Source organism: Paraglaciecola marina (assembly GCF_004360155.1).
GTDB classification, from domain to species: Bacteria; Pseudomonadota; Gammaproteobacteria; order Enterobacterales; family Alteromonadaceae; genus Paraglaciecola; species Paraglaciecola marina.
On sequence record NZ_SAIS01000037.1, the window covers coordinates 1 to 24,661 of the forward strand.

Consider the following 24,661-nt stretch of genomic DNA (forward strand, 5'->3'; position numbering starts at 1 on the left):
TTCACAGTAATCTATTAAGCTGTAAGCAATGCCTTTGGGCATGTTTTGTCTGTGGTTACCCACAAACTTCATGAGTTTTTTAGGTTGTTCGCCTTTGATAAGAGCACGTATTCTATTTTGAATGCTGGTGTGGTTGGAGGTTTCGGGTGTCACTTCCATCTTGGCCCTGATAGGGTTTAAGTCGACATAGGCCATACAAGCCAGCACTGCACTTTCATCTAATAATGCTTGAGATTTGAACCGTCCTTCCCAGAACCTGCCGGTACAGTTATCTTCTTTGTTGGCTTCACGAGCTATATGTTCATTGAGGTTACGCATTAGCCAACTGATGTTGTATAAACGCTTTCTATAAATTTCAGTGGTTTCTTTTAAGGTAAATAACTCACTTTTAGTGAGCTTATCCTCTCTTAAGTACTTTTGACTTAATAGCGTGCCTTGGTACAACCGGTGCCAACGTTCTAATACCTCACCCATAGACCAACTATCCGCTTGCTCTTTGTCAACACACAGCACCACATGAGTGTGGTTACTCATCACAGCATAGGCGCATATATCGATAGAAAATACAGACCCTAGAAACAACAACCTATCTTCCACCCAGCCACGCCTATGTTCGTAATTTTGACCTGTCACCTTATCTTCACCACACAAAAACGAACGGCGAACACAGCGAGACACACAATGGTAATAAGGGGTATCAATAAGTGAAATTTGAGATTTACGAGACTGGGGCATAACAGACCATCCTTGGCTTCAATGAATACAATAAAGCCTAGAACAAAACTTAAATATTGCTAATTTTTAGAGTGGGTGTCTAGATAAGTATTTCATTTGATCAAAGCTAGTCTTTTTTTATGCCTAATCTTTTGGCAGCAGGATTAATGAGCAGGGAATTGAAAATCAAAGTGATTTGGCATTATTGATGAGTTAGTATCAAGCTTTATGGGATCAGAGTTCAAGAAGCTAATTTATAATGTATGCCAATTTATTTTTGCTACTAGTGTTATTTTTAATCACGGCTTGTGGTGGAGGAAGTAGCTCTTCAACTAGTAACCCAAGTGATTCATTGCAACCAATATCTGAGAAGTTATTTTCTGAATATAAGGGCATTTCTACAAAGGCTTCTGTCACAGCGCAAAACTCCCATTCTGTCGCCTATCATGTAACTTTAATTACTGATGTTGTTAGTGTTCTGGTATTCGGTGACGAGTTAAAAAAATTAAGATTTGATGCTTTAGTTTCAAATTATGACGACTATATTTATGATGATTGCGAATCAGGTTCATTAGAGTTAGTCGCTATATCCAATAACACGGCCGACGTGAGTTACACCGATTGCTTAACGGGTCCCTATATAATTAATGGCGATGGTAAATTAACTATCGACGAGCTTGATGAGTTTGATGAGTTGTCTTTAGGTACTTTAGAGTTCGAAAGCCTATCTGTAAGTAGTAGCCTTCATGGCACAGAACACGTTCTAAAAGGTGATGTAGTCTTAGATTTTAGTAGCAGCTTCGAATCTTCATTAAATCTACTGATTACTGAAACCAATACTGATGAATCTTATTATCTTCACGAATTTACATCCCGCTTTTCTGCAAGTGAATCCGATATTACTTATGCAGTGGATGGAAGGCTTTATATTTCTACCTTCGGTTATCTAGATTTAACAACTATTACAAGTCCTGACATATTCTCTGAGCCAGAAGACAATACTTTAGCAATAAAGGCGAGTGGTGATGCAGACTTACTCATTTCTGTAACATCTGCATCAACTATTAGTTTGGCTCTAGAACAGGCAGAAAGTCTTTATGCGGTTTCAGCTGAAATACCATATAGTTTTTTTATTCAAAAAGAATTTGAAAGCTCTAGTAATCAAGCCCCAAACATTCGTTTAGCCGAGCTTGGGGATTTACTCGATAAGAATACGAATATAGCGTTAGATGCTTCAGCAAGCTTCGATGACGATTATGATTTGATCTCGTTTAATTGGTCAGTATTAGACTCCCCTGATGGTGCTGACTTTCAGTTGAATGGATTAATTAGGGATATTGCAACCCTCGTTTCGAATACCGCTGGTACCTATCAGTTATCTGTCGTGGTTTCAGATGGACAACTCGAATCAGATGAGCTGACGTTTAGTTTTTATGTGCGGAAGGATCCTGCCAATGTCACTATTGTTGGAAGCACTGACAATATGACAATAGGCACGCCAGTTGAATTTGACCTTGTTATAGATAACCCTGCAGACGACGGGCCTTTTGAAATTGAGCAGAATCATGGTCCTGCTTCTATGACTTATGAGCCTGAAATCGGATTGATATGGGATGGAAACATTCCAGATTTCGGCACAGATACCGCTGTAAATTTTGGAGTGACAGTGACTAACTCGGATCATGTTGTTGTTGCTAGACAGCAGTCATTAGTTACCGATACCAAGACTAAGCCAAGTATATTTTTAACAGGGTATTCAAGCAGCCAGTCTTGGCAGGATGTGAATGCAGATAATGTAAAAGACTTATTATTGCTTTATCCCGGAGTAATTGAGGCTTGGGACTTCAGCGGCTCTATACCTCAATTATTATTTACTTACCTAGGAACGGTCGAAAGTTGGGAGTTTGCTACTTATGACGAAACCGACAAGGTATTAATTGCAAAATCAGTTAATGGGGAATTTTATAGTTATGATCCATCGAGTGATACCGCATCACTTTTATTTATAGATGAGGCCTTTACTTCAAGAGAATGGACCGCAATTTTGGTTGATTTGGATGATGATGGAGTACGCGAGTTAGTTACTGACAAATATGTTAGAAATGCCACTTCTGGAGAGCGTCTCCATTCATTTAATTTAGCATTCAGTAGTGCTTACACGTCAATATCGCTTAGCGATGTGGATGGTGATGGTGTTAGTGAGCTGTTGATTGGTAGTGACATTTTCAACAAAAATACTTTTGAGTTCATTGCTGATATAGAGGGTGTCAACCTTAGCTATTTTGACCAAGCTTTTTGGTATGACATAGATGGCGACAACAAAGTTGAGTTGTTATTAGCCTTGGTTTCGACTGGTGTTGAGGTTTACGATTTTGAAAATGGTCAGCTTCAATTAAAACAGAGTGTACATGAGCACCAAGATCCGGATACAACTATGTCGCTTTCCTCACTCCCTGATTTTTCTGAGCTTTACATCACGTCTAATTCAGGCACCTTAATCACTCGTTATAGTAAAAATGAGCAAGGTATTTACCTTGTTGATGCTGAAATGAATATAACCGATCCGAATCTATATTCTCCGTCCAATGACAACTACACCTATTCTTCTTGTCGTTTATCTCAATCATTTGAAAATATTGAAGACACTACAATTCTACTCGAATGTTCAAAGGCACATACGGTTGATGGAGGGGATGATCTTGCTAAAGACTATATATCTATTATTCCATTTGGGGAGGATATCTATGACTTACCCTATGATTTTGCTTCCGATTCAGACTTAGGCGTGTTTGATAGAATACTAGCGTCTAGCGATGATTCATTTACTGTTGGTGCAGCACGTGGAGTTGTTTCAATTGATGATGAACTAAGCGTGTCCAGTCAAGTGGGACGAATAGGCGCTGTTCTGAGAGATAGTTATGTAAGTTATGGGACTTCGACATTAATAGATGATGTGCTTCTAGGGTGGGACATAGATACGCAGCATTATCCAAATAGCTCTGTCATTTATGGATTTGATATTCAGGGCAATGAGGTTCAATCAAGTCCCTCTCGTTCAAGACTAAGCGACATAGTAGGGATCTTTGAAAACAACGGGCAGCAAGTGCTGGTGACTAGCGAATATCAAACGTTGGTATTTTGGTCGCTTCCTGATTTAGATATAGTTGCCGAAGTAGAATTCCCCACAGATGATAGCTATAGCTGGAGTTTTAATGATATTTCTTATTGGCGTTTTTTTACATTTAATGAGATTTATCATCTTGCGTTTTTATTAGAAGATAAACTTGTGCTAGTGAAAGCCGAAGATGATAGTTTTGTTTTTGATGGAACATATGAATTACCCAGTGGTTTCGATGGCGAAGATAACAGTATTTTTGAGCCTATCAAAATGGAAGATGAGCAATACTTAGTTTTAATGCAATCTAATCCAACGTCTAGTTTATTTGAAAAAGCCACATTTAACTTAACAGACAAAACTTTTTCTATAGAGCAAACAGCTTTACCAGCAGATATTGCAATAGGCTATTCTGGGATGCAAAGCTGCATGAACACCCTCGATAATGGTTCAACAGTTGCCTATGTTCACACGAGTGAAATTGATGTTGAGAGTGGAGATATAGACAATAACTCACGACAATACAAAGTAATCGCTTTAGATATTCAGTCAAATGAGATTGTTTGGTCTTCTCGAAAATTGCCCGGGCGCTATAATATGGCTAATGATATGAAATGTTCAAATGGAAATACTGGACAGCAAATTACATTATCTACTACTGACTTTTTTTATCTAGCTGATTAAGTGCAGAATTTCGCTAAACGGCTAAATGTTTTAACCATTATTGCAAGCAGGCCACGAAATCGACCTAGCAGTTTCTCGCCTTTTTAAATATGAGAAGAGAGTTCACCAAAACGAAATATCTGGAGGCAGAGTAAACTTTCTGTGTCTCCATCGATGTGTATGCTTGTGCGGTGATGAGTAACAGTAATGCCTCGATATGATTTGCGCCCATTTATTTTGACGATTTACTGCAATCATTTACATCCTTTATTGGTTTAAAAACAGGCCATGCACATAAGTTATTACCATGTACTTGGTGATGGCAAATTGCAAATGCAGATGAGCGTTAAAGTGACACTTGCTTTATCGGCGTCACCCCAAATGCATCTCTTAGCCAGCTGCCCGCTTTTCCTAAACGCTCGCTTGACGACCAGATTAAATCTACGCCCACTTCCCATTCTGTGTGAGGGTAAGAGGTAAGCTGCAATTCACATAATTGGTCTTGTAACTGTAAATCTAGCATCAATTGCTTAGGTACGGTTGCCCATCCCATGCCCGTACACAGGGTATTCATTAGGGTTAGATAACTCGACATTTTCCACTGATTGGTGGCACTTAAGTATTCACTGGTGGGCAGTTTTTCTAACAAAGGCGAGTAAACCAATTGCCGGTGTTGATTAAGTTGCTCAAAATTAACCTGTGGCAACTTGGCTAAAGGGTGGTCTTTGTGAACCACATTAGCAAAAATAATATTACCTAATCTTTTAAAGTGTATATCTTTAGGATAGTGAGTGCCTGCACACATAATGCCTAAAGACGCTTCTCCTTGCTCTATCATCTGCTGAATGTATTGTGATGAAGGGTGCAATATATTTAAATCTACTGGGGCAAAACTGTCAGCAAATCCGGTTAAATTGTGATTTAACAATTGAAACGGAATGGTTTCATCAATGGCAATAGTGACTTGGCTTTCAAGCTCTGCGGCTAAGCTGTTTGCACGGTTTTCCATTGAAGAGCATTGATGCAATATGGCTTCAGCGTCTCGCAGCAATGACTCACCATGCTTAGTCAAAACGGGGTAACGACTACTGCGGTCAAACAAGCTTACCCCAAAATCAATCTCTAAATTTGCCACCGAAATGCTTAAAGCCGACTGCGACTTACCTAATTTTCGGGCGGCTGCCGAAAAGGATTTTTCGTTGGCTACTGCACAAAATGCTGTTAATTGCTCAATAGATAAACGCATAATCACCACAGAAGTATTAAAAATATTAATACTTTCTATTTTGCACACTCTGCCCAGCAGAGTAAATTGAATGTATTGCTAACATTTTGTTTTGAGGTTGTAAGAGATGGCATTTATTAAGTCACAGGCAAACCACACACAGAGCAACATCCACCCAGTGGATCAAACCCTGCCTATCGCCCCAACCTTATTATTAGGGTTACAACATGTATTGGTGATGTATTCAGCTTGCATCATAGTGCCTTTAATTTTAGGGGCAGCGCTTAATCTGCCTAAAGAAACCTTGTCACTCATCATCAACGCTGATCTATTCGCAGCAGGGCTTGCCACCTTAGTACAGTGTTTTGGCAATCGTTACTTTGGTATTAAGTTACCCATAATGATGGGGGTAACCTTTACGTCTATCGCCCCGATGATTGCCATAGGTGTGAACCCCGAACTAGGCCTGCCAGGCATTTACGGCGCCATTATTGTTTCAGGTATATTAGGCATACTCTTTGCGCCTGTTATGGGCCGTTTAATGAGGTTCTTCCCTCCTGTAGTAACAGGCTCAGTGTTATTAGTAATCGGTATTAGCTTAATGAAAGTAGGTATTGAATGGTCTGCAGGTGGCAGCCCTACCTTAGCCGATGGTTCAGCTAACCCAGATTTTGGTAAGCCTGTTTATTTACTAATTAGCTTAATGCAACTTGGCTTAATTTTACTCATTAACCGATTTGCCAAAGGCTTTTTAAGTAATGTGTCTGTACTGGTTGCCATGCTTGCTGGCTTTGCGGCCGCTTGGTTATTAGGGGATATCTCTCTTGAAGGCATAAGTAATGAGCCTTGGGTTGCTGTTATCAAGCCTTTAAGTTTGGGCATGCCCACCTTCGATTTTTTGGCTATTTGTTCTATGTCATTAGTGATGATGGTTACTATGGTTGAATCTACTGGTATGTTTTTAGCCTTGGGTAAGTTAGTTGATAAAGAAGTAGACCAAAAACAATTAATTAGAGGCTTACGATCCGATGGGCTAGGAACCTTATTAGGGGGCTTGTTTAATGCGTTTCCTTACACTTCTTTTTCGCAGAACATAGGGTTAGTCACCATAAGTGGCGTCAAAAGTCGCTACGTTGCTGCTGCTGGTGCATTTATTTTAATTGCCCTTGGCTGCCTACCTAAAATGGCGTTTATTATTGCCTCTATTCCCCAGTACGCCTTAGGCGCAGCGGCTATGGTGATGTTTGGTACCGTTGCCTTGATGGGAGTACGCATTTTGAGTCAGGTAGAGTTTACAGAGTCCCGCTCTAATTTATTGGTGGTGTCTGCCAGTTTGGGCATAGGCTTAATTCCTATGATCGCCCCAAGTTATTTTCAACATTTACCCCACTGGAGTGCCATTTTTACCGATAGCGGCATCATATTAAGTGTATGCACCGCCATTTTGCTAAACGCCATTTTTAACCAGCCCCACGCTGAAGAAAACAACAAAGGTTAATTCAATATGACAGCCACACTTTATCAAGCAGACTACCTAGTCACTATGGACAGTAAAAACACCATAATTAAAGATGGCGCAGTGTTGGTAGAACAAGGCACTATCAAGCAATTAGGTGCCGCCAGCGAATTAATTGCCCAACACCCAAACGTGGCAGTTAAGGCGTATTCTAAGCGTATTTTGATGCCAGGATTAATCAATACTCACTGCCACTCGGGTATGCTACGGGGCACGGCTGAAGGCTTGCCAGTGTGGGATTGGCTGCAGCAATTTATTGATCCTATGCATAAGGTATTGAACCCCAAAGAAGCGAGTTTATCGTCATGGTTATGCTATGCAGAGGCCCTGCTTTCTGGCACAACATGTATAGTTGATATGTGGCGTTACATGGAAGGCAGTGCAGATGCAGCTAAGCAGTTAGGCATTCGAGCTTGCTTAGTGCCTTATGTTGCCGAGCACCCAGATCACGATTATTTCGAAACTCTAGACAGCAACGAAGCACTCATTAATAACTGGCATCAAGAAGCAAATGGCCGTATTCAAGTTTGGGTAGGCCTTGAACATTTGTTTTACGCTGTTCCACCAGCCTTAAAACGTATCGCCGATATGTGCCAAGACTACCAAGTGGGCTTTCATACTCACAGTAACGAAAGTAAGTTTGACGTAGAACAAACCCTTGAACGCTATCAAATAAGACCTATTCAAGCCCTTGATAAATTTGGTTTGTTGAACGCACCCAAAACCCTTTTAGCCCATTGTGTTTGGGCAGATGATAACGAAATTGCATTAATGGCAGAGCGCAAAATTGGTGTCGCCCATAACCCCATTAGCAATATGAAACTAGCGTCAGGCGCTGCGCCAATTGTGAAAATGTTAAAAGCGGGTGTGGCTGTTGGTTTAGGCACAGACGGCGAAAAAGAAAACAACAACCTAGACATGTTTGAAGAAATGAAAACATCATCATTACTGGCCAAATTTTCAAGCTTAGATGCTGCAGCTCTTGATGCGTGGGATATATGCCGTATGGCCACTATTGATGGTGCAAAAGCCCTAGGCTTAGACAATATCACAGGCTCACTTGAGGTAGGTAAATCTGCAGATATGATAGCAGTTCGCTGCGACACCCCACGAATGACACCCCTTATCGACTCTGGCCCTTTGATGAATATTCATTACAACTTAGTCCATGCAGTACAAGGCCAAGATGTGGATATGACTATGGTGGCAGGTAAAATATTGGTAGAAAACGGTCGCTTACTAGAACATGATATACAGCACCTCATAGAGCAAGTTAACCAAGCTGCTCCTGCTTTGTTTAAGCGTCGCCAAGCATGGTTAGATAGTTCAAATGGCGCGACAAAACGCGCACTAACCAGCTAAATAAAAATAATAACATTGGGATAAACGGGGATGAACAAAGCACTTTTAACCATAGTCGCCTTTATGACTTACATGGTGATGGCAGGTCTATTGACGCAAATAGGCGTATTAATATCTCCTGTTGCTGATTACCTCAACATCAGCATTACCCATGCTGCGTCTATGTTTTCACTGTTAACGGGCGGAGCATTTGCCGGTACTTTTATTGCTATGTTGGTGTATGGGCGTTTTTCTACCAGACTCATATTTCAAGTCAATTACCTAATTTTTATCACGCTACTGATTGTGATGGTGGCCTTAGATATCCGGTTACAGTGGTTGGTTTCTGTTTACTTATTTACACTGGGTATAGGTTGCGGTGTTGGCCTTGCAGGTGGTGCTGTACTCATTGCCAATTTATACAACGAGCAAAAGCGTGCTTCAGCGTTTTTAGCAACAGATTGCTCTTTTAGTTTGGCGGGGTTTATATTCCCTTCATTGGCCGTTGTACTATTATCAACTAATCAGTTGTGGACACTCAGCTATGCAGCAGTAGGTGCCATTGCCCTGCTTATTTTAGTGGCTTGCTTCACTTTGACATTTCCTGATACCCACCCTTCACATATCAACCAAGAACAAGTCCCCAAAGCCGAGCCGAGTCTAAGTATTTGGACACCAAGAGTATTTATTGTAGCCGCTGCTCTATGCTGCTATTTAACCACTCAAACTACCTTTTTAACTTGGGCGCCTAATTACTTACAGCAAGCCCTTAACCTTGATGCCAATCAAGCCGCAGCGGCGGTTGGCAACTATTGGGGGCCTTCTATATTTGGGCTACTTACGGTTACGCTACTGGTGATGAAGGTACCCACGCGTCCCTTATTACTAGGAGTGATTGTCGTCGCCATAGTGTTATCTACATTGCTTTATACAACAGATGATCCCCACTGGTTTTTAACCATAACACTAGGCTTAGGCTTTATGACCTCGTGTATTTTCAAGTTGGGGATCTCGGTGGGCTCACAACAAATAAAAAATGCGCCGCCTATTTTAGTCACCTTTTTACTATGCTCGGCGACGGTAGGCAGTACGTTAGCGCCAGCCTTATCTGCACTAGTAGTATCGAACTTTGGCGTCAGCAGCGCGATGTTAATGACAGTCATAGGCTTTGTGCTTGTGGCGATTTTGATTTCGACCTGTTTATTACTTGAGAAAAAGGCGAAAACCATTGAAGCAAACCAAGAGACAAGCGTATGAATACAAAAGTTATTTTTGATACTGATCCGGGCATAGACGATGCCATGGCAATTCTGTTTGCAGAGGCGAGCAGTAAAATTGAGCTACTAGGGATCACCACGGTATTTGGCAACGCCACCATAGAAAACGCGACACGCAATGCCTTGTACCTGAAACAGCGCTTTAGTATGTCAGCAACCGTATGTACAGGCGCTAACACCCCTTTAAACATAGCCGCTGGAGAACCCACCACTTTTGTACATGGGCAAAATGGGCTGGGGGATATTGATTTACCTGACACCATTCCCCTTGAAACCGATTCACGCTGCGCCTGTGATTTTATTATCGACACAGTACGCGAGTACCCCAATGAGATAACACTTATCGCAGTAGGGCGCTTAACCAATCTCGCCTTGGCTCTGCAAAAAGCCCCAGACATTGCGGCCTTAGTAAAAGAAGTGGTGGTTATGGGCGGCGCTTTTGGCCATAACGGCCATACAGGTAATGTTAGCCCTTATGCAGAGGCCAACATTATAGGCGACCCACATGCTGCTGACATTGTGTTTACACAACCTTGGCCAGTTACGGTCGTGGGGTTAGATGTTACCCAACAAAGTATTATGAGTAATGCTTACATAGAAAAGCTTAGAGATGAGTCAGCTACTTATGGTGAATTTATCTATCAAATCAGTCACTTTTACAGTGACTTTCACAAAGAAAGCGCGGGGTTAGATGGGTTTTATGTACACGACTCTTCCGCAGTAGCTTACTTGTTAGCCCCTGAGTTATTTAAGGTAAAACAAGGGCCAATACGAGTAATTTGCGAAGGCCCAGCCATTGGTATGACACTGTGCAAAACCGCTGATAAAGTGTTTCCAGTTGATGACTGGCATAATAAGCCTAAACAACAAGTATGTACTGATGTTGATAGCCAAGGGTTATTAGATTTGTATTTTAAGACGCTATATAAATAACATTCATTTTTCTAAATTCTTTAGGCTATACAAGCGGTTAAAGAGTGTGCTAAAAATAACGTATTAGGAAAGATGGCTTACCTTATGCCTACACTGGCCTTTACAAGATACTTAATTGCTAGAGATTTATGGACGATTTAACCAAAATTTATTCTAAAAACCTGTTCTTCACCCTTTGCGTTTTCTTTGTTGGCTTAGCACTGCCTTATTCCAGAGATAGCGCTTTAGCAATCCTTTTACTAATTTTACTGGTATTTCTTCTGTTTGCTTACTTAGGTAAGTTGTTGCTTGATGTCATTAAACGGGTAAGTCACAGCGACACTTCAATTAAAGAGTTACGGTATCTTTTTATAACCTTAGCTATCTTATGCGCGGGAAGTTATTTTTTTATTGGAATTATCGATTCGAAAGAGCAGATGATTTCAGGTTTACGTGAAATAAAGGTTGAAGCAAGTTATGAATTAAACACTCTCAGTGGATTTGTTGGGTATGCGCAAGATCTTGTTTCAACCTACCTAAACAGCTTGTATTATTCGATAGTGGTAATGTCAACATTGGGCGATTCTAAAATTATTGTAGAAGGTGGCATCCCCAGATTTATCATCGCCTTCGAAGTTGGCGCGGCCTTAAGTTTAACAGTGTTTAAAATTGGCGAGCACTATAGCAAACGCTCAACCTTAGAAGCCAAAGCAACTGAAAACCGAATTATTGAAGCAGTCAAAAGTCGGCTTAAATAATTTAGTGATAGTCGCCATTGTTACCTTCTAAAATACTCAAACAGAAGAAATCAAGTTTAACCACAACCTAGAGTTCGTAAAGGAAACACACCCTGCAAATTTTAATTTCATATGCCAATAAATGGAGCAGTAGCATTGCATTTTAGAAAAGATATAAATGGTTTACGAGCTATCGCCGTTTTAGCCGTAGTAATTTTCCATTTTATCCCTTTACTGGTACCAGGTGGTTACGCCGGAGTGGATATATTTTTTGTCATTTCCGGTTTTTTAATGACTGGAATAATCGTTAAAGGGATCGAGCAAAACAACTTTTCTATTTTGAATTTTTATGTTGCCAGAGCAAATCGAATCATTCCTGCTTTAGCGGCTTTGTGTTTAAGCCTGTTGATTTTAGGTGCTATTTTTCTACCGCCTACTGAGTACCAAGCCTTAGGTAAACATGTTGCAGGCAGCATAACATTTGTATCAAATATACTTTATTGGCAAGAGTCTGGGTATTTTGAAGCCTTGTCACAAAGTAAGTGGCTATTACATACTTGGTCACTGTCTGTTGAGTGGCAGTTTTATATATTATTTCCGCTGTTTTTGGTCATTACCAGTAAAGCCACCACCTTATTACGCCTAAAAATCTTATTTTTAATGGCCACTGTACTGTGTATATCTGGTTCGATTATTGCCAATTATAAATGGCCAAACGCCAGCTATTATTTATTACCTACTAGAGCTTGGGAGATGCTAGTCGGTGGGCTTGTATACTTCTACCCCTTGCGTATTAGCCAGAAATCCAAGCAAGCCCTAGAGTATATTGGCTTGGCCTTAATCATCGCTGCCTTTATCCCCTTATTTGGATTAGCTTATTGGCCTGACTATTTAATATTTATGTCTGTGCTTGGCACTGCTTTCATTATTCAAGCCAACAGAAGTAATAGTTTATTAACCGGTAACCTGTTGTTTCAAAAAATAGGAAAATGGTCATATTCCATATACCTGTGGCACTGGCCGATTGTTGTGGCACTGTCTTATTTCGCCCTGAACGGAGCCGCTATTTACTTTGGGATAGCACTATCGATATTACTGGGCTTCTTAAGTTACAACCTAATCGAAAAACTAAAATTTAGAAAGCAATTCACAAATGTACGCCAGTGCCTAACATTTAAACCCCTTTATATGGTTGTGATTATCACTGCATTAGGATTATTTTCAAAAATTGAAGATGACTCGGCTCAGAAATTAGAATATGTGGAAAACATTAAACAATTAACGGTTAATAGAGATACCGCCGAACTCCACTATAAATTTCGTTTAACTCCTGCATTTACTAATAACGGTGAAAGCTATCAAACCTCTTTTTTATGCTCTTTAGATGGCAACAAGCAAACTGTCGAGAGCGCCATAGACTGCCTTCAATTTAAATTACAAGACAGTGGTTTTCTAATTTTGGGAGATAGTCACGGTAGAGACTTCCTGCACGCAGTAAAGTTGGCTTATCCTGAAACAAACTTCGCTATGTTATTACAAAGTGCCTGTGTTCCTGCGACCTACAGCCGTAAAACTGGAGCAAACAAGCAATGCTTTGAGATGCTAGGTGAAATCATTGAACAATTTGTTCTTAAAAACCACGCCTTAAAAGGAATAATCTTTGCCTCTGCTTATGGGGATGATGCCGGTATAGAGTCACTTCTCAGTGACATTGACAATAAAGTTTATGGTGATATTCCTCTGTATTTAGTTAACGCAGGCTTCGCATTAGATAACACTGTGGTAGACCTAGCTTCTGAAGCATCTGTTGTTAAAGATGTGTATAAACTAGCAGGAAATGACCAAAAGGCGCGTACAACCAACGAGTTATTAAGCGAGATAAAAGGCGTTAAAATATTCGACAAGCACGCAACATTCTGTAAACAAGACTTATGTCGGCTAAACGACGGCTTAACCCCCCTAGTTTGGGATACCGCACATTTATCGCAGCGGGGCATTGACATAATGGCAGCTGCGATTAAAGAGCAGAACTTTTTAGAGACACAATAAGCTACCCAGTTACTTCACCATTCTATTCGCCAGCTCAGTATATTGCTGGCTACTTTTATCTTCTGCAACGCAGACACTTAATAGGTCTTCAATAAAACACCTTAATGCCCTGCGTTCTATTTGTATGATTTGAGCCTGCTGTTTTTTGTTTAACATGTGGTACATAGACGCGGCACCAAAATCACCAAAGATCATATTTCCGTCATCATCAACCAAGGTATTGTGGGCGTATAAATCACCATGACAAACTTGTTTACTATGCAGGTGCGCGAATACCGACTCCATTTGTTCCACTATTTTACTGATGTGAGCAATAGATAAACTCTCGCCTTCTACAAAGGTATCTCGGGTGCAAGACTCAAAGCTAGGTGGTAACCCTAAATTGCGGAAGTGCTTAGGAATAAGCGCCATCACTAAAGCTGTACAATCGTCTTCTGTGACCTGTGCAACTGGCTGAACTAAATTGGGGTGAGCCCCTGCTTTTAAACACGCTTGCATTTCGTCTTCGGGGTAGCCATCGCTAGTTAACTCACCTTTAAAGACTTTAACGGCGATATCTTGAATAAGCTCCAATTGAGGCTCTCGCCACGTTGCTTTTGAAATCACCCCAGATGCACCTTGGCCCAGTACATTTTTTACATCAATACTTGAGAAAGCTACCTGAGGTACAGAGTATGTGTGATGCTGTACTTGACTAAAAGGGTTGCCAGAAAAAGCTATCCAAGCGAGTTTTGGCAAACCTAATAATTGCTCTGGGCACTGCGTAAGCTTATTGGCAGATATACGCACCAACTCAAGGTTGGTAAGCTGTGAAAGGTTGCTCGGTAATTCAGCTAATTGATTGCCAGCTAACATTAATTTTTGTAGCAAACATCGCTCACCCAAAGACTGAGGCAATCTGGTAATTTTGTTATCAGTCAAAATTAACCAACGCAACTTTTGAGGAAGCGACGCTTCAGGTACATGCTTTATCTTATTAGCTTTAAAACCCACAATCTCTAGATTTGGACACTTACCAAGACTTTCCGGCAAGGTTTCAAATGGATTATTAGAAGCAAATAGTATTCTGAGTTTGGTTAGTTGCTTTATTTCATCAGGCAAACTGGTTAATCGATTATTTGATAAATCTAGCACCTCTAAACTATCTGCTAAGGACAATATTTCCATGGGAAAGTCGGTTAAATCTTCAGATAAAGCTAGCTCCGAAATACCAGCTAAATGACCAGAACGAAGTGCACAAAGAGTTTGCAAAATAAAGCGCCTGTTTGAATCTAAAACAAAGTGAAAAAGCCTACTCAAAAAGCCATAGAAAAGAAAGTTGTTCATACTCTGAAAACTGAAACTTTTAGGGTTTATGCTTTTTGTCTGAAGAGTTTAACTCACTGTCGTTTTTGTGTGTTTTTAAATATTTACAAGGTGTCTAATATAACCACCAGTAAAAGCGCTGTAATTAGATGAAAGCCATTTTTTATTAGGAAAAAATATGAAATTTAAGTTAATAACTCGCAGTATAAACTTCAAGGCATTATTAGTAGGACTATCTGCAGTTTTATATTTTAGTAATATAAGCTTAGTATCAGCCGCAAACCCCATTGATACTCAACGTCCTGATGCTCCAAAATTAGCAGCTTATGGAGAATTTGATATCGGGGTACGTACGCTAAAAGTGGTGAACCCTGAGCAAGTTGACATGTTAAGCATTGATACCACTCAAGCTCAACCTGCAGAGTTACCTAAGTACGACCGCCCCTTAACTATAGAAGTTTGGTACCCCGCCCAAAAAGGCAGTGAGGGTAGTAATATTCTAAATGCCTTCATTCGCGATGGTAAAACTCAGGTTGAATTGACTGGTAAAGCCATACGAGATGCAAAACCAGCATCAACCCAAAGCGCCTATCCTTTAGTGTTAATCTCCCATGGCTACCCTGGCAATCGTTACTTACTGAGTCACTTAGCTGAAAATATCGCATCTAAAGGCTATGTAGTGGTATCTATCGACCATACTGATTCAACTTACCGCACTCAAGCCGCTTTTGCTTCAACCTTAGTAAATCGCCCCGTTGATCAACTATTTGTATTGTCACAAGTTGATGAAATGTCACAAGATAAAAGCTCATTTTTATATGACTTAGTCGATGCCAACAACACAGCCTTAATTGGTTATTCAATGGGTGGGTATGGAGCCGTAGTTAATGCTGGAGCTGGGGTTACAGAAATAGCGGTCAATAGCCCACAAAGCCCCCCATTTGGTACACTTAAACGTCATCAAGCAGGTCTTAAGCCAAAAGCCGATCCAAGATTAAAAACGATTATAGCCTTTGCACCTTGGGGCATGAACTATTACATGTTCAGTAATGAAACCCTGAAAACAGCGACTGTGCCCATGTTGTTAGTGGCGGGGTCACAAGATAACGTATCTGGTTACGAGAATGGTGTGAGAGCCATATGGCAAGGCATGAGTAATAGTGATCGTTCATTGTTAACCTTTGACCATGCTAATCATAATGCTGGTGCAGTGATGCCAGCCCCAGAAGAGTCTTACCGTTTTGATGAGAGGTTAGGCTTTAATGTAAGTGAACATTACATAGATGCAGTTTGGGACAATGTACGCATGAATAACATTGCCCAACACTTTGTTAGCGCATGGTTAGCAAAATACCTGAAAGATGATGACAATATGCAAGCTTACCTTGAACTTGTACCTAACTCTAATGACGGAATTTGGGCCATGGACAAGCAGGCTCAACCCAAAGCAGAGCATAACTACTGGAAAGGTTTTAAAGAGCACACAGCTAAAGGTTTGAGGTTTGAGAGCTTAAAAGCTGCAGAGTAAACCTAAATCAGATAAATAGGCTTCACGGCTGCGTAAACTAAGTAGCCGTGAAGCTATTTTGCAAAACCTTATTTAACCCATATCTGCGACTAAGGCTTTTAATGGTTGAAGCTGGGTTTCAAAGTTTTTCCATTGCTCCATGCCACTTTTAAAGATAGGTTGCCTAACTTGTTCTGAGCTAGCGGTGCGCACTGAGCGTTTTGTTTCGTGAAAATTCAAACATTGCGCTTCAAATGGCAAACCACAAAAATCCAAAATACGATGTACTTGAGTCTCCAGATCATTCACTACGTTTTCATATTGCATATGCAGAATTTTATTAGGCAACACCATGTTCCAGTGATCCATCAAATCTAGATAATCTTTATAATACTTAGCGGCGTCTTCTAGGCTGTAACTAAACTCTTGGCCTTCAGCAAATAATTGTTTAAACACACTAAAACAACAAGACATAGGATCTCGGCGTGCATCTATTATTTTTGCGTTAGGTAAAATAAGGTTAATCAAACCTAAGTGTCTAAAGTTGTTTGGCATTTTATCGATGAAAAACGGCGCGCCCTGTCGGTATATTTTGGTATCTTCAATGTAATCCTTTCCGAATTTTTGTAACTGTTCAGCTGTCAATTCTGTCAGAATTTTTGGATATCGCCTTGGGCTATTTGGGCCACCTCTGCCATTTAAACGATGTGATAGAGACATGATGTTAGGCAGCTCCATAGTGCCGTCAACCATAGAATGAGAAGACAATATTTGCTCTAACAAGGTCGACCCAGCCCTAGGCAAGCCAACAATAAAAATAGGGGTAGTAGACTCTTGCTCTTTATTTGCCCCACTATTTTGAGCAAATAAAGAGGGGGAACACACGTCTTTTTGAGCTTTGCATTCGGCTTCGATGCGTTCAGAGGTATAACCTAACTGTTGCTTTTTAAGGGCATTACCTCGTTCATAATACTCAAAGGATTGCTCATAATTACCCTTATCTTCAAAGGCTTTACCTAAGGCAAAACACAAGTGATACTTATCTTCAAAAGCTGTAGTTGGTGCTTTTTCAAGATCTTGCATTCTGGTAATTTCTGCAGCACTAAAACTATAAGTTTTTAGGTTGGCTAAACTCCAAAATGCATCACCATAATTGTCTTTGCAGGCACTAGCTTTTTGATAGGCCTCTATGGCTTTTTTAGTATTACCTAAGGTTTTGTAAGCATGGCCTTGCATTATATGTACACCTGAATCTTCAGGGATTTTTTTCAATAAATTGGCGTAAATCTGAATCGCTTTTTCAAACTCGCCTACCGCTTGATTTTCATTAGCAAAAGCCATTTGATAGCGAATGTTTTCAGGGGATTTATGACGTAAAATTTGCGCTTGCTCTAAGGCTTTTTGGTATTTTTGCCTTCGGTGCAACACGTTCACATAATCAAAACGTGCTTGATGAAATTCTGGCTCAAAGGCTAGGCAACTTTCTAATAAAAACTCGGCATCATCTAAGACTTTATGGTGCACACCTATGCTTGCTAACAATCGCATGGCTTCTACATGTTTTGGCTGTTGTCTCAAAAAGTATCGGCAAATATCTTCGGCTTTTAGTATTTTGTTTTCGTTAATTAAACTACTCACACTGACTAATTCTCTGGGCATTTTTGCCCAATATTGAAATTGCTGAGTTGCCTGATTAGCAGCCCATGTATCGTTTTTTACCTTGTATAATTCTGAGAGGTTCTTCCAGCTTGCTAAAAGTGCAGGATTCAATAACACCGCTTGTTCATAGGCTTTTATCGCTGCTGAGCCATCGGTAAAACGATAATTATGGCCTTCTTCTTGGTACGCTCGCGCATAATTGACATAATAACTTTTAAGCTGATTTAAGATGGCTAATGCTGATTCGCTATTGTTTTGATAACGGTGACAAACAGCTGCAATGTACAAAGCATCAATTTGGTCTGGGTATTCAGTAAGTATTTGAGTGGTGACGTCTATTGCTGCAGCGTATTGTTTTTTTTGTAATAGTTGTTTTGCTTTATCAATATTTGGCTGTAATTCTTTATTTTTAGTAGGGTCAGAATCGCCCATTTAACATACTCCAATTCAATCCTAATAATGGCTCTAGACTACCTCAAGTTCTCAGACTTACCAAAAAAGCGACTTAAATTAAGTCGCTTTTTTGATAACTATAAGTAACTAATAAATATTAGTAATACTTGTAATTTACACGTAAACCAATGGTACGAGGACGGTTAGTCGTTATACGTCTAATGTCATCTATGGTGTTAATGTATTTTTCTGCCAATTCATCAGTTAAGTTGTCAATATAAAGCTCAACTCCCCACTCATCAAATTGAGCACCAAGTGAAGCGTTAACTAGCGTGTAATTATCTTGTTTTTCACGTGTTGCTGTATACATAGAGCTATAGCTATCATCAGTATATTGCATAGTCACTTGCCCGTAAGCATCGACACTATCCACTGTCCAGTCGTATCGACCTCGTATACTGTAGTTAAGCTCTGGTGATAGCGCTAATTGGCTACCTTCAGGTGCGAAGGTAAAATCAAGGCCACTGACTAGTTTAGTTACCTCTGAGTGGTTATTAGAAACCGCTGCAAATAACGTCAGGTTATCTGTAGCACTCCAAGCAACATCCATTTCAATACCCAAAATTTCGGCATCAGCCACGTTATCAGTAAATGTCAGCTGTAAAATGTTAACCGTATCTAAGATGGCAACTTGGATGTTATCCCAGAATATTTTATAAACCGCACCGTTGAAGGTTAGGTCTCCGTCAAGCAGTCTGGTTTTCCAACCAAGTTCAAAGTTGGTTACCTCATCACTCTCGTAGGTAGCCGGTACAGAAAAGTCTTCAAACTCAGGTAGGTTGTTTGAGTTGATCGCATCACCAGATAATCTGTTGAAACCGCCAGCACGATAGCCTTCTGACATAGTAGCGTAAATCAAGGTGTTCTTATCGTGTTGATAACCCAAGGTCAGCTTAGTGATGGTTCCATCTTGTTTAAGAGGAGAGATATCAGCCAAACTAGTGTCGTAGTTACGGCCATAATCTGTGTAGTCTTCTGTTGCGCCCCAAGTGCTTGTATTTGCAAAACTTGAAGAACCTAAGAATGTAGCCTCCAGCTCATAGTAACGAGCTCCAAATGTAGCGGTTAACTTATCAGTAATGTCCCAAGCTAATTCACCAAAGATGGCCTTTTGTTTTTCATCACGGGTTAAATCATTGATAAAGGTTACACCTGGCTCTCTAAAATCTGGGTCATTAGCAGTTGAACCAACGATAGGTCTATTTTGGAAAAATCCTAAATCAGGAGCCGCTGCGTAATCATATTCACCGTCATGGGTAATGGTTTGGTCATCATAGAACAAGCCAACTACCGCTCTAACAGGTTTATCATAAGGAGTACTAAAGCGTAATTCATGGGTTAAACGTTCGTTTGTTACTTCACCAACAAAGCGCTTGCTAGGATCTAAACACTCTCTAACTGCAGTGTAATAAGTACAAGTGTAATAATCAGAAGCAAACGCACCACTGTTATTGTAACCAATGTAATCAACCACTTGATATATATCACGGTCTAAGTAACCACCCGTGTAAACTATATCTAAAAATTCTAACCGTGCTTCTAGTGACCAAGACGTTAAATCAAAAGAGTCTTCAAGTACATCATCAGCGAAACGAGACACTTTTAGGTCGCCCAAAGTTGGGTCGTAATCAAATACGCCATCCACGTCTAAATCTTGGTGAGTGTGCTGAATTAAGACACTAAAATCTTCACTAGGGTCCCATTTAACCCCAAGGCGAACACCCAGATATTCACTATCGTTAAAATCTTTTTCGACGTATTCTTCATTGTCGATCTCTGTAAAAGTAGCATCAAGCCACTGGTCTTCTATACCCTGTGTCACGTCACCATTATTAAAAAAATCTGGATTAGCGTTTTCGTTAATTGTTGGATCTAAGGTAAAGGTATCGTATACGTTATCAATGTAACCACCCTGCTTATCATTGTAAGCAGTGATACGTACAGCTAGCTCTTCTTCAATAATAGGAATGTTCACAAAACCTTCTAACGAGGTACTGTCATCACCCCCTTTGGTTTGTCCATAATCAACTTCAAAACCTGCAGAAAATCCACTTGCGTCTGGTTTATTGGTAATGATACGTATCGCACCGGCCTGAGCACTCGCACCGAATAAAGTACCTTGAGGGCCAGCTAACACTTCTAAGCGCTCAACATCTGTCACGTATACATCTAAGTTACGACCAGTAGCACTGACTGGCTGTTCATCTAAATACAAACCAACGGTTGGAGCAGGTGTAAATTCAGTACCTGTAATACCGTTATGGCCTAAAGCAAGACCACGAATGTACACATCTGATTGACCTGGTCCTCGACCGCCTGCACTGGCACTCGGTATCATTTCAATATAATCTTCAAACTTGGAGATATTGTTTTCTTCTAATGCTTTTGCACTTAGTGCCGACACGGAAATCGGTACCGTTTGAATGTTCTGTACTCGTCTTGAAGCAGTGACTTCGATTTGCTCGATGCGACTTTTCGATTGTGCTTCTGGTTCGGTTTGTTCAGTTGCTTCTACTTGTGCTAACGCTAAAGGCGCCTCTACAGCTGCTGCCATTGCAATACATACCGCACAGCTGATTTTCGTCTTTTTCAATAGTTTCATATATGTCTCCAAATTTTATTATAATTTTATACACGTAAGTGGTTTGTTATTTTCTTTTTATAAACGGCTCCTTTGCATTGAACTCTGTGTCTTAACTCATTCTTAATTTCTAATATTTTGTGCCTTTCGATTTACCCAAGCATCACGACTTTCGACATCAATTGGCAGATACCAATCAACCCAAGCAAATTTCTTGGGTAGTGCTCTTATTTGAAGCCGCTTGTTTACACAAAAAGTGGGAAATAAACGCTCGATTTTTTACACCATACATCCAGCCGTGATACGGCGAAGCAGTAGGAGCTGAATTAAACGTTAGTTTGGACATAGCCCATTAAACCTCGGGTAAATTTCGTTTATTTGTTCACCAATCATAAGGTGAAGTCTAGTTAACGCACAATTGAGTATTATTTGACTATTCGTAAATATTTTTCATTTGTTAGCTAAATAATATTTAGCTTCATGGTAACGACTAAGTTGCACATTTTAAGAGACGAACTCATTCAGATAGCTATATGTTTACTGTGTAAAGATGACGCAAGAAACACACTATTTTCATTATTCAAACAAGCAGAAAAGCCATCGAGAATTTTTATTCCTGAATATTACGTTTCTCAAGTTTGGTGTTGTTTAAAACACCAGTCACAATTTATAAGTTATGGGTGATCTTCAAGAATTAGATCAGCCGCTTTTTCAGCAACCATCATTACCGGGGCGTTAATATTACCTGATGTAATATTGGGAAAAATTGATGCATCAACAACACGTAGGCCCTTTACACCATGAACGTTTAAACGCTCATCTACTACGGCAGTTTGCTGGTCAGGGCCCATAGCACAACTACCACATAAGTGATAAATAGAGCCGCCTTCATCTCGAAAATATTGCAACATACTGGCTTCATCATCCACTGCTTTGCCAGGTGTTATTTCTTCAGCCGTTACTGCTTTTAATGCAGGAGCTTGCATTAAACGACGGACCATTTTACTGCCCTGAAGTACCTCATTGACGTCTTTTTCAGTAGACAAATAATTAGGCCGAATGAAAGGCTTATCGGCAGCGTTGGCAGAGCTAATTTCAACTGTGCCCTTACTACTGGGACGACATGAATTAAAAGCGACTAAAAATCCAGAATAAGGATCAGGTGCCAATTTAGCGTTGGGGTCCGTAGGGATTTTGTAAGACATGGGGTTAAAATATAACTGGATATTCGGCAAGGCTTCGGTTTCGTGGCCCTTAACAAATCCCCCGCCTTGATTAACGCTAATACCTAACGGGCCTTTACGGGTAAACACATATTTTAATGCAGCTTTAGCCTGACCAAATATAGAGCCTAAGTCATCATTAAGGGTTTTCTGATTGGCTTTATAAAAATAACTCACACACAGATGATCTTGTAAATTTTGACCCACTGCAGGTGAATGCGCCACTACGGGTATATCATGCTTTGCAAGTAGCTCAGTATCTGCCACCCCAGAAAGTTGCAACAGTTTAGGTGAATCAACAGCGCCTGCTGCTAAAATTAGCTCTTTTTTAGCTTTAAAAGTTTGCGGCTCACCGGCAACACGGACTTCGACGCCATAAGCGCGCTTGTTTGCATCAAATAAGATTTTTTCTGCAACCGTGTGGCGGGAAATCGTTAAATTATCTCGCTCAAGTGCTGGCTTAAGGTAAGCAGAATTACTGGAGTGTCGAAAGCCTTTGTGAATATTGGCTTCGTAAATACCTACGCCTTCAAACTCAGCACCATTAAAATCATCATTGCGTTTAAAACCAAGTTGCTCAGCTCCTTTGAGGTAATGGTCACAAAATGGATGAGCGCCGCTTTTCATTTGGGTAATACCAATTTTACCATCGGCAGAATGCTGAGGAGTATTTCCTAAGGGGTGTTGCTCTAGTTTTTTAAAGTAAGGCAACACGTCATTATAAGACCAACCTTGATTACCCGCTGCCGCCCAAGCATTAAAATCTGACGCCTGCCCCCGAACGTAAATCATGGCATTTATAGCACCAGAGCCACCTTGGCCTTTACCCCGAGGCGCATACATTTTACGGCCCGACATATTAGGCTCTGCTTCGGTGTAATACATGTAATTGTACTTTGGATGGTAATACGTTTTAGCAAATCCAACTGGGAGCTTAATCCATGGATAACGGTTTTCACCGCCCGCTTCGAGTAACAATACTGAATGCTCACCAGACGCACTTAATCTGTCGGCCAAGATACAGCCAGCGGAGCCAGCCCCCACTATTATAAAATCGTATTCCATCCTAGCTGAGCCCTTACCTATCTTTTCCAGTCTTGATTAGACTGTTCTTTATAATCGTAGGGCTTAGCATCCATAGATAGATGCAGGGCTTTACCTTTGTATGGTGAGTGTTTTTTCACCACGTCCATATTCAATTCAATGCCTAAACCAGGTTTAGTAGATGGGGTGATATATCCGTCTTTCCATTCAATTTTTTCTTGTAGTACGTCAGCATGAAAGCCATCCCAGGTCATAATACTTTCTTGGATCAAGAAGTTAGGGGTAGCTGTAGCCAGTTGCACACTTGCAGCTGCACCAACTGGGCCGTTATATAAGTGCGGGGCTATTTGGGCGTAGTGAACTTCTGCAATACTGGCAATTTTTTTAGCTTCTAAAATGCCACCCACTCGTCCTAAGTTCATTTGTAAAATAGCCGCAGAGCCATTTGCTAGTATATCGAAAAACTCATATTTTGTAGTCAAACGCTCACCAGTAGCAACGGGAATACTGGTATTCGCTGCCACTTCTGCCATAGCTTTGGCTTGCCCAGGAGGTACGGGTTCTTCAAACCATAAAGGGTCAAAGGGTTCTAAGCGTTTTGCTAGGCGAATGGCCCCTGCTGGAGTCATTTGCCCATGGGTTCCCATGAGCAGGTCGCACTTATTACCTACAGTTTCGCGAATACGCTGACAAAAAGTGGCGGCTTTATCCATTGCTTCAAGTGATAGTTGATGACCACAGTAATTTCCATAGGGGCCAACAGGGTCAAATTTTAACGCCGTAAAACCTTGTTCCATATTTTTCTGGGCGCACTCAACTGCCAGTTCTAAGTTATCGTAATCGTAATCGCCGGCACTGTTCTCTGGATACAAATAAGTGTAAGTACGCAATTTGTCGTGAACCTTGCCGCCTATCAATTCATAAACCGGCTTGTTAGCAGCTTTACCAATAATGTCCCAACAGGCCATCTCTAAACCACTGACAATACCCATCATGCTTAAGTCTGGGCGTTGCGTAAATCCGCTGGAATAGGTTGCTCTAAAAAATCGCTCAACATGATGTGGATCATATCCTTTCAAGTATCTGTCAAACACATCTTCAATAGCATGTGTCATCACATCAGGATGAAATGTTGCAGCGTAAACTTCACCAATCCCTTCAATACCGCAATCGGTTTTTATGGATACAAAAATCCAGTACATACCTCCAACATGGGGGGGAGGCGTGGCGACAACATACGATTCACAAGAAACAACTTTCATGGATTACCCTTTCTAACCAAGGCTCAAATACTGGCCTTAAAATTTTTTATAGCAGCCAATATTGGGTGCTCAATTAAT

The 24,661-nt window shown here is 40.6% G+C and carries 15 protein-coding genes; 8 read left to right on the plus strand and 7 right to left on the minus strand.

The genetic code is table 11. From position 1 onward, the window contains the following. On the minus strand, positions 1 to 735 hold a 735-nt coding region (locus EOK74_RS19730; protein ID WP_133471839.1), incomplete at its 3' end, for a transposase. A 238-nt stretch (positions 736 to 973) separates the two neighbouring features. Here EOK74_RS19730 and EOK74_RS19735 point away from each other — a divergent pair. Continuing rightward, positions 974 to 4,513: an FG-GAP repeat domain-containing protein gene (locus tag EOK74_RS19735; RefSeq protein ID WP_133471840.1), complete on the plus strand. Its 3,540-nt coding sequence runs from the start codon at positions 974 to 976 to the stop codon at positions 4,511 to 4,513. Between the two features lie 325 nt (positions 4,514 to 4,838). Here EOK74_RS19735 and EOK74_RS19740 read toward each other — a convergent pair whose 3' ends face one another. Further along, positions 4,839 to 5,738, minus strand: a complete 900-nt coding sequence (locus tag EOK74_RS19740; protein ID WP_133471841.1) for a LysR family transcriptional regulator — start codon at positions 5,736 to 5,738, stop codon at positions 4,839 to 4,841. Positions 5,739 to 5,844: 106 nt separating this feature from the next. On the opposite strand from EOK74_RS19740, the gene EOK74_RS19745 reads away from it, so the two are divergent. The 6 genes from EOK74_RS19745 to EOK74_RS19770 all read left to right on the plus strand — a co-directional run bounded on the left by EOK74_RS19745 (position 5,845) and on the right by EOK74_RS19770 (position 13,549). Beyond that, positions 5,845 to 7,215 carry a nucleobase:cation symporter-2 family protein gene (locus tag EOK74_RS19745; protein ID WP_133471842.1) on the plus strand — a complete coding sequence of 457 codons (1,371 nt, stop codon included), beginning with the start codon at positions 5,845 to 5,847 and terminating at the stop codon, positions 7,213 to 7,215. Positions 7,216 to 7,221: 6 nt separating this feature from the next. After that, positions 7,222 to 8,595, plus strand: coding sequence for an amidohydrolase family protein (locus tag EOK74_RS19750; RefSeq protein ID WP_133471843.1), 1,374 nt, complete (start codon positions 7,222 to 7,224; stop codon positions 8,593 to 8,595). 30 nt (positions 8,596 to 8,625) lie between these two features. Then, positions 8,626 to 9,831 carry an MFS transporter TsgA gene (tsgA, locus tag EOK74_RS19755; RefSeq protein WP_133471844.1) on the plus strand — a complete coding sequence of 402 codons (1,206 nt, stop codon included), beginning with the start codon at positions 8,626 to 8,628 and terminating at the stop codon, positions 9,829 to 9,831. Continuing rightward, on the plus strand, positions 9,828 to 10,784 hold the full coding sequence (locus EOK74_RS19760) for a nucleoside hydrolase (RefSeq protein ID WP_133471845.1): 957 nt from the start codon (positions 9,828 to 9,830) through the stop codon (positions 10,782 to 10,784). Before tsgA ends, EOK74_RS19760 begins: the two co-directional genes overlap by 4 nt. A 128-nt stretch (positions 10,785 to 10,912) precedes the next feature. After that, positions 10,913 to 11,521: a hypothetical protein gene (locus tag EOK74_RS19765; RefSeq protein ID WP_133471846.1), complete on the plus strand. Its 609-nt coding sequence runs from the start codon at positions 10,913 to 10,915 to the stop codon at positions 11,519 to 11,521. A 135-nt stretch (positions 11,522 to 11,656) separates the two neighbouring features. Then, positions 11,657 to 13,549: an acyltransferase family protein gene (locus tag EOK74_RS19770; protein ID WP_166638807.1), complete on the plus strand. Its 1,893-nt coding sequence runs from the start codon at positions 11,657 to 11,659 to the stop codon at positions 13,547 to 13,549. Between the two features lie 9 nt (positions 13,550 to 13,558). Here EOK74_RS19770 and EOK74_RS19775 read toward each other — a convergent pair whose 3' ends face one another. Next, positions 13,559 to 14,800 carry a leucine-rich repeat-containing protein kinase family protein gene (locus EOK74_RS19775; protein WP_133471848.1) on the minus strand — a complete coding sequence of 414 codons (1,242 nt, stop codon included), beginning with the start codon at positions 14,798 to 14,800 and terminating at the stop codon, positions 13,559 to 13,561. 232 nt (positions 14,801 to 15,032) lie between these two features. On the opposite strand from EOK74_RS19775, the gene EOK74_RS19780 reads away from it, so the two are divergent. After that, positions 15,033 to 16,382 (plus strand): alpha/beta hydrolase family protein, encoded by a 1,350-nt coding sequence (locus EOK74_RS19780; protein WP_133471849.1) that lies wholly within the window; start codon positions 15,033 to 15,035, stop codon positions 16,380 to 16,382. A 72-nt stretch (positions 16,383 to 16,454) separates the two neighbouring features. Here EOK74_RS19780 and EOK74_RS19785 read toward each other — a convergent pair whose 3' ends face one another. From EOK74_RS19785 to EOK74_RS19800, 4 genes are all read right to left on the minus strand, one after another. Further along, positions 16,455 to 18,452, minus strand: coding sequence for a tetratricopeptide repeat-containing sulfotransferase family protein (locus EOK74_RS19785; protein ID WP_133471850.1), 1,998 nt, complete (start codon positions 18,450 to 18,452; stop codon positions 16,455 to 16,457). 118 nt (positions 18,453 to 18,570) lie between these two features. After that, positions 18,571 to 21,075, minus strand: a complete 2,505-nt coding sequence (locus EOK74_RS19790) for a TonB-dependent receptor (protein ID WP_133471851.1) — start codon at positions 21,073 to 21,075, stop codon at positions 18,571 to 18,573. Between the two features lie 653 nt (positions 21,076 to 21,728). After that, complete coding sequence (locus EOK74_RS19795; RefSeq protein ID WP_133471852.1) at positions 21,729 to 23,342, minus strand: GMC family oxidoreductase; 1,614 nt, start codon at positions 23,340 to 23,342, stop codon at positions 21,729 to 21,731. A 17-nt stretch (positions 23,343 to 23,359) separates the two neighbouring features. Continuing rightward, the gene (locus EOK74_RS19800) at positions 23,360 to 24,583 is read right to left on the minus strand and encodes a mandelate racemase/muconate lactonizing enzyme family protein (protein ID WP_133471853.1); all 1,224 of its coding nucleotides are present in this window, start codon (positions 24,581 to 24,583) and stop codon (positions 23,360 to 23,362) included. Positions 24,584 to 24,661: the final 78 nt, after the last annotated feature.

Excerpts from the sequence above, each read along its gene's own strand:
- EOK74_RS19735 (WP_133471840.1), top strand. The coding sequence starts at position 974 with ATGTATGCCAATTTATTTTTGCTACTAGTGTTATTTTTAATCACGGCT.
- EOK74_RS19740 (WP_133471841.1), bottom strand. The coding sequence starts at position 5,738 with ATGCGTTTATCTATTGAGCAATTAACAGCATTTTGTGCAGTAGCCAAC.
- EOK74_RS19745 (WP_133471842.1), top strand. The coding sequence starts at position 5,845 with ATGGCATTTATTAAGTCACAGGCAAACCACACACAGAGCAACATCCAC.
- EOK74_RS19750 (WP_133471843.1), top strand. The coding sequence starts at position 7,222 with ATGACAGCCACACTTTATCAAGCAGACTACCTAGTCACTATGGACAGT.
- tsgA (WP_133471844.1), top strand. The coding sequence starts at position 8,626 with ATGAACAAAGCACTTTTAACCATAGTCGCCTTTATGACTTACATGGTG.
- EOK74_RS19760 (WP_133471845.1), top strand. The coding sequence starts at position 9,828 with ATGAATACAAAAGTTATTTTTGATACTGATCCGGGCATAGACGATGCC.
- EOK74_RS19765 (WP_133471846.1), top strand. The coding sequence starts at position 10,913 with ATGGACGATTTAACCAAAATTTATTCTAAAAACCTGTTCTTCACCCTT.
- EOK74_RS19780 (WP_133471849.1), top strand. The coding sequence starts at position 15,033 with ATGAAATTTAAGTTAATAACTCGCAGTATAAACTTCAAGGCATTATTA.
- EOK74_RS19785 (WP_133471850.1), bottom strand. The coding sequence starts at position 18,452 with ATGGGCGATTCTGACCCTACTAAAAATAAAGAATTACAGCCAAATATT.
- EOK74_RS19790 (WP_133471851.1), bottom strand. The coding sequence starts at position 21,075 with ATGAAACTATTGAAAAAGACGAAAATCAGCTGTGCGGTATGTATTGCA.
- EOK74_RS19795 (WP_133471852.1), bottom strand. The coding sequence starts at position 23,342 with ATGGAATACGATTTTATAATAGTGGGGGCTGGCTCCGCTGGCTGTATC.
- EOK74_RS19800 (WP_133471853.1), bottom strand. The coding sequence starts at position 24,583 with ATGAAAGTTGTTTCTTGTGAATCGTATGTTGTCGCCACGCCTCCCCCC.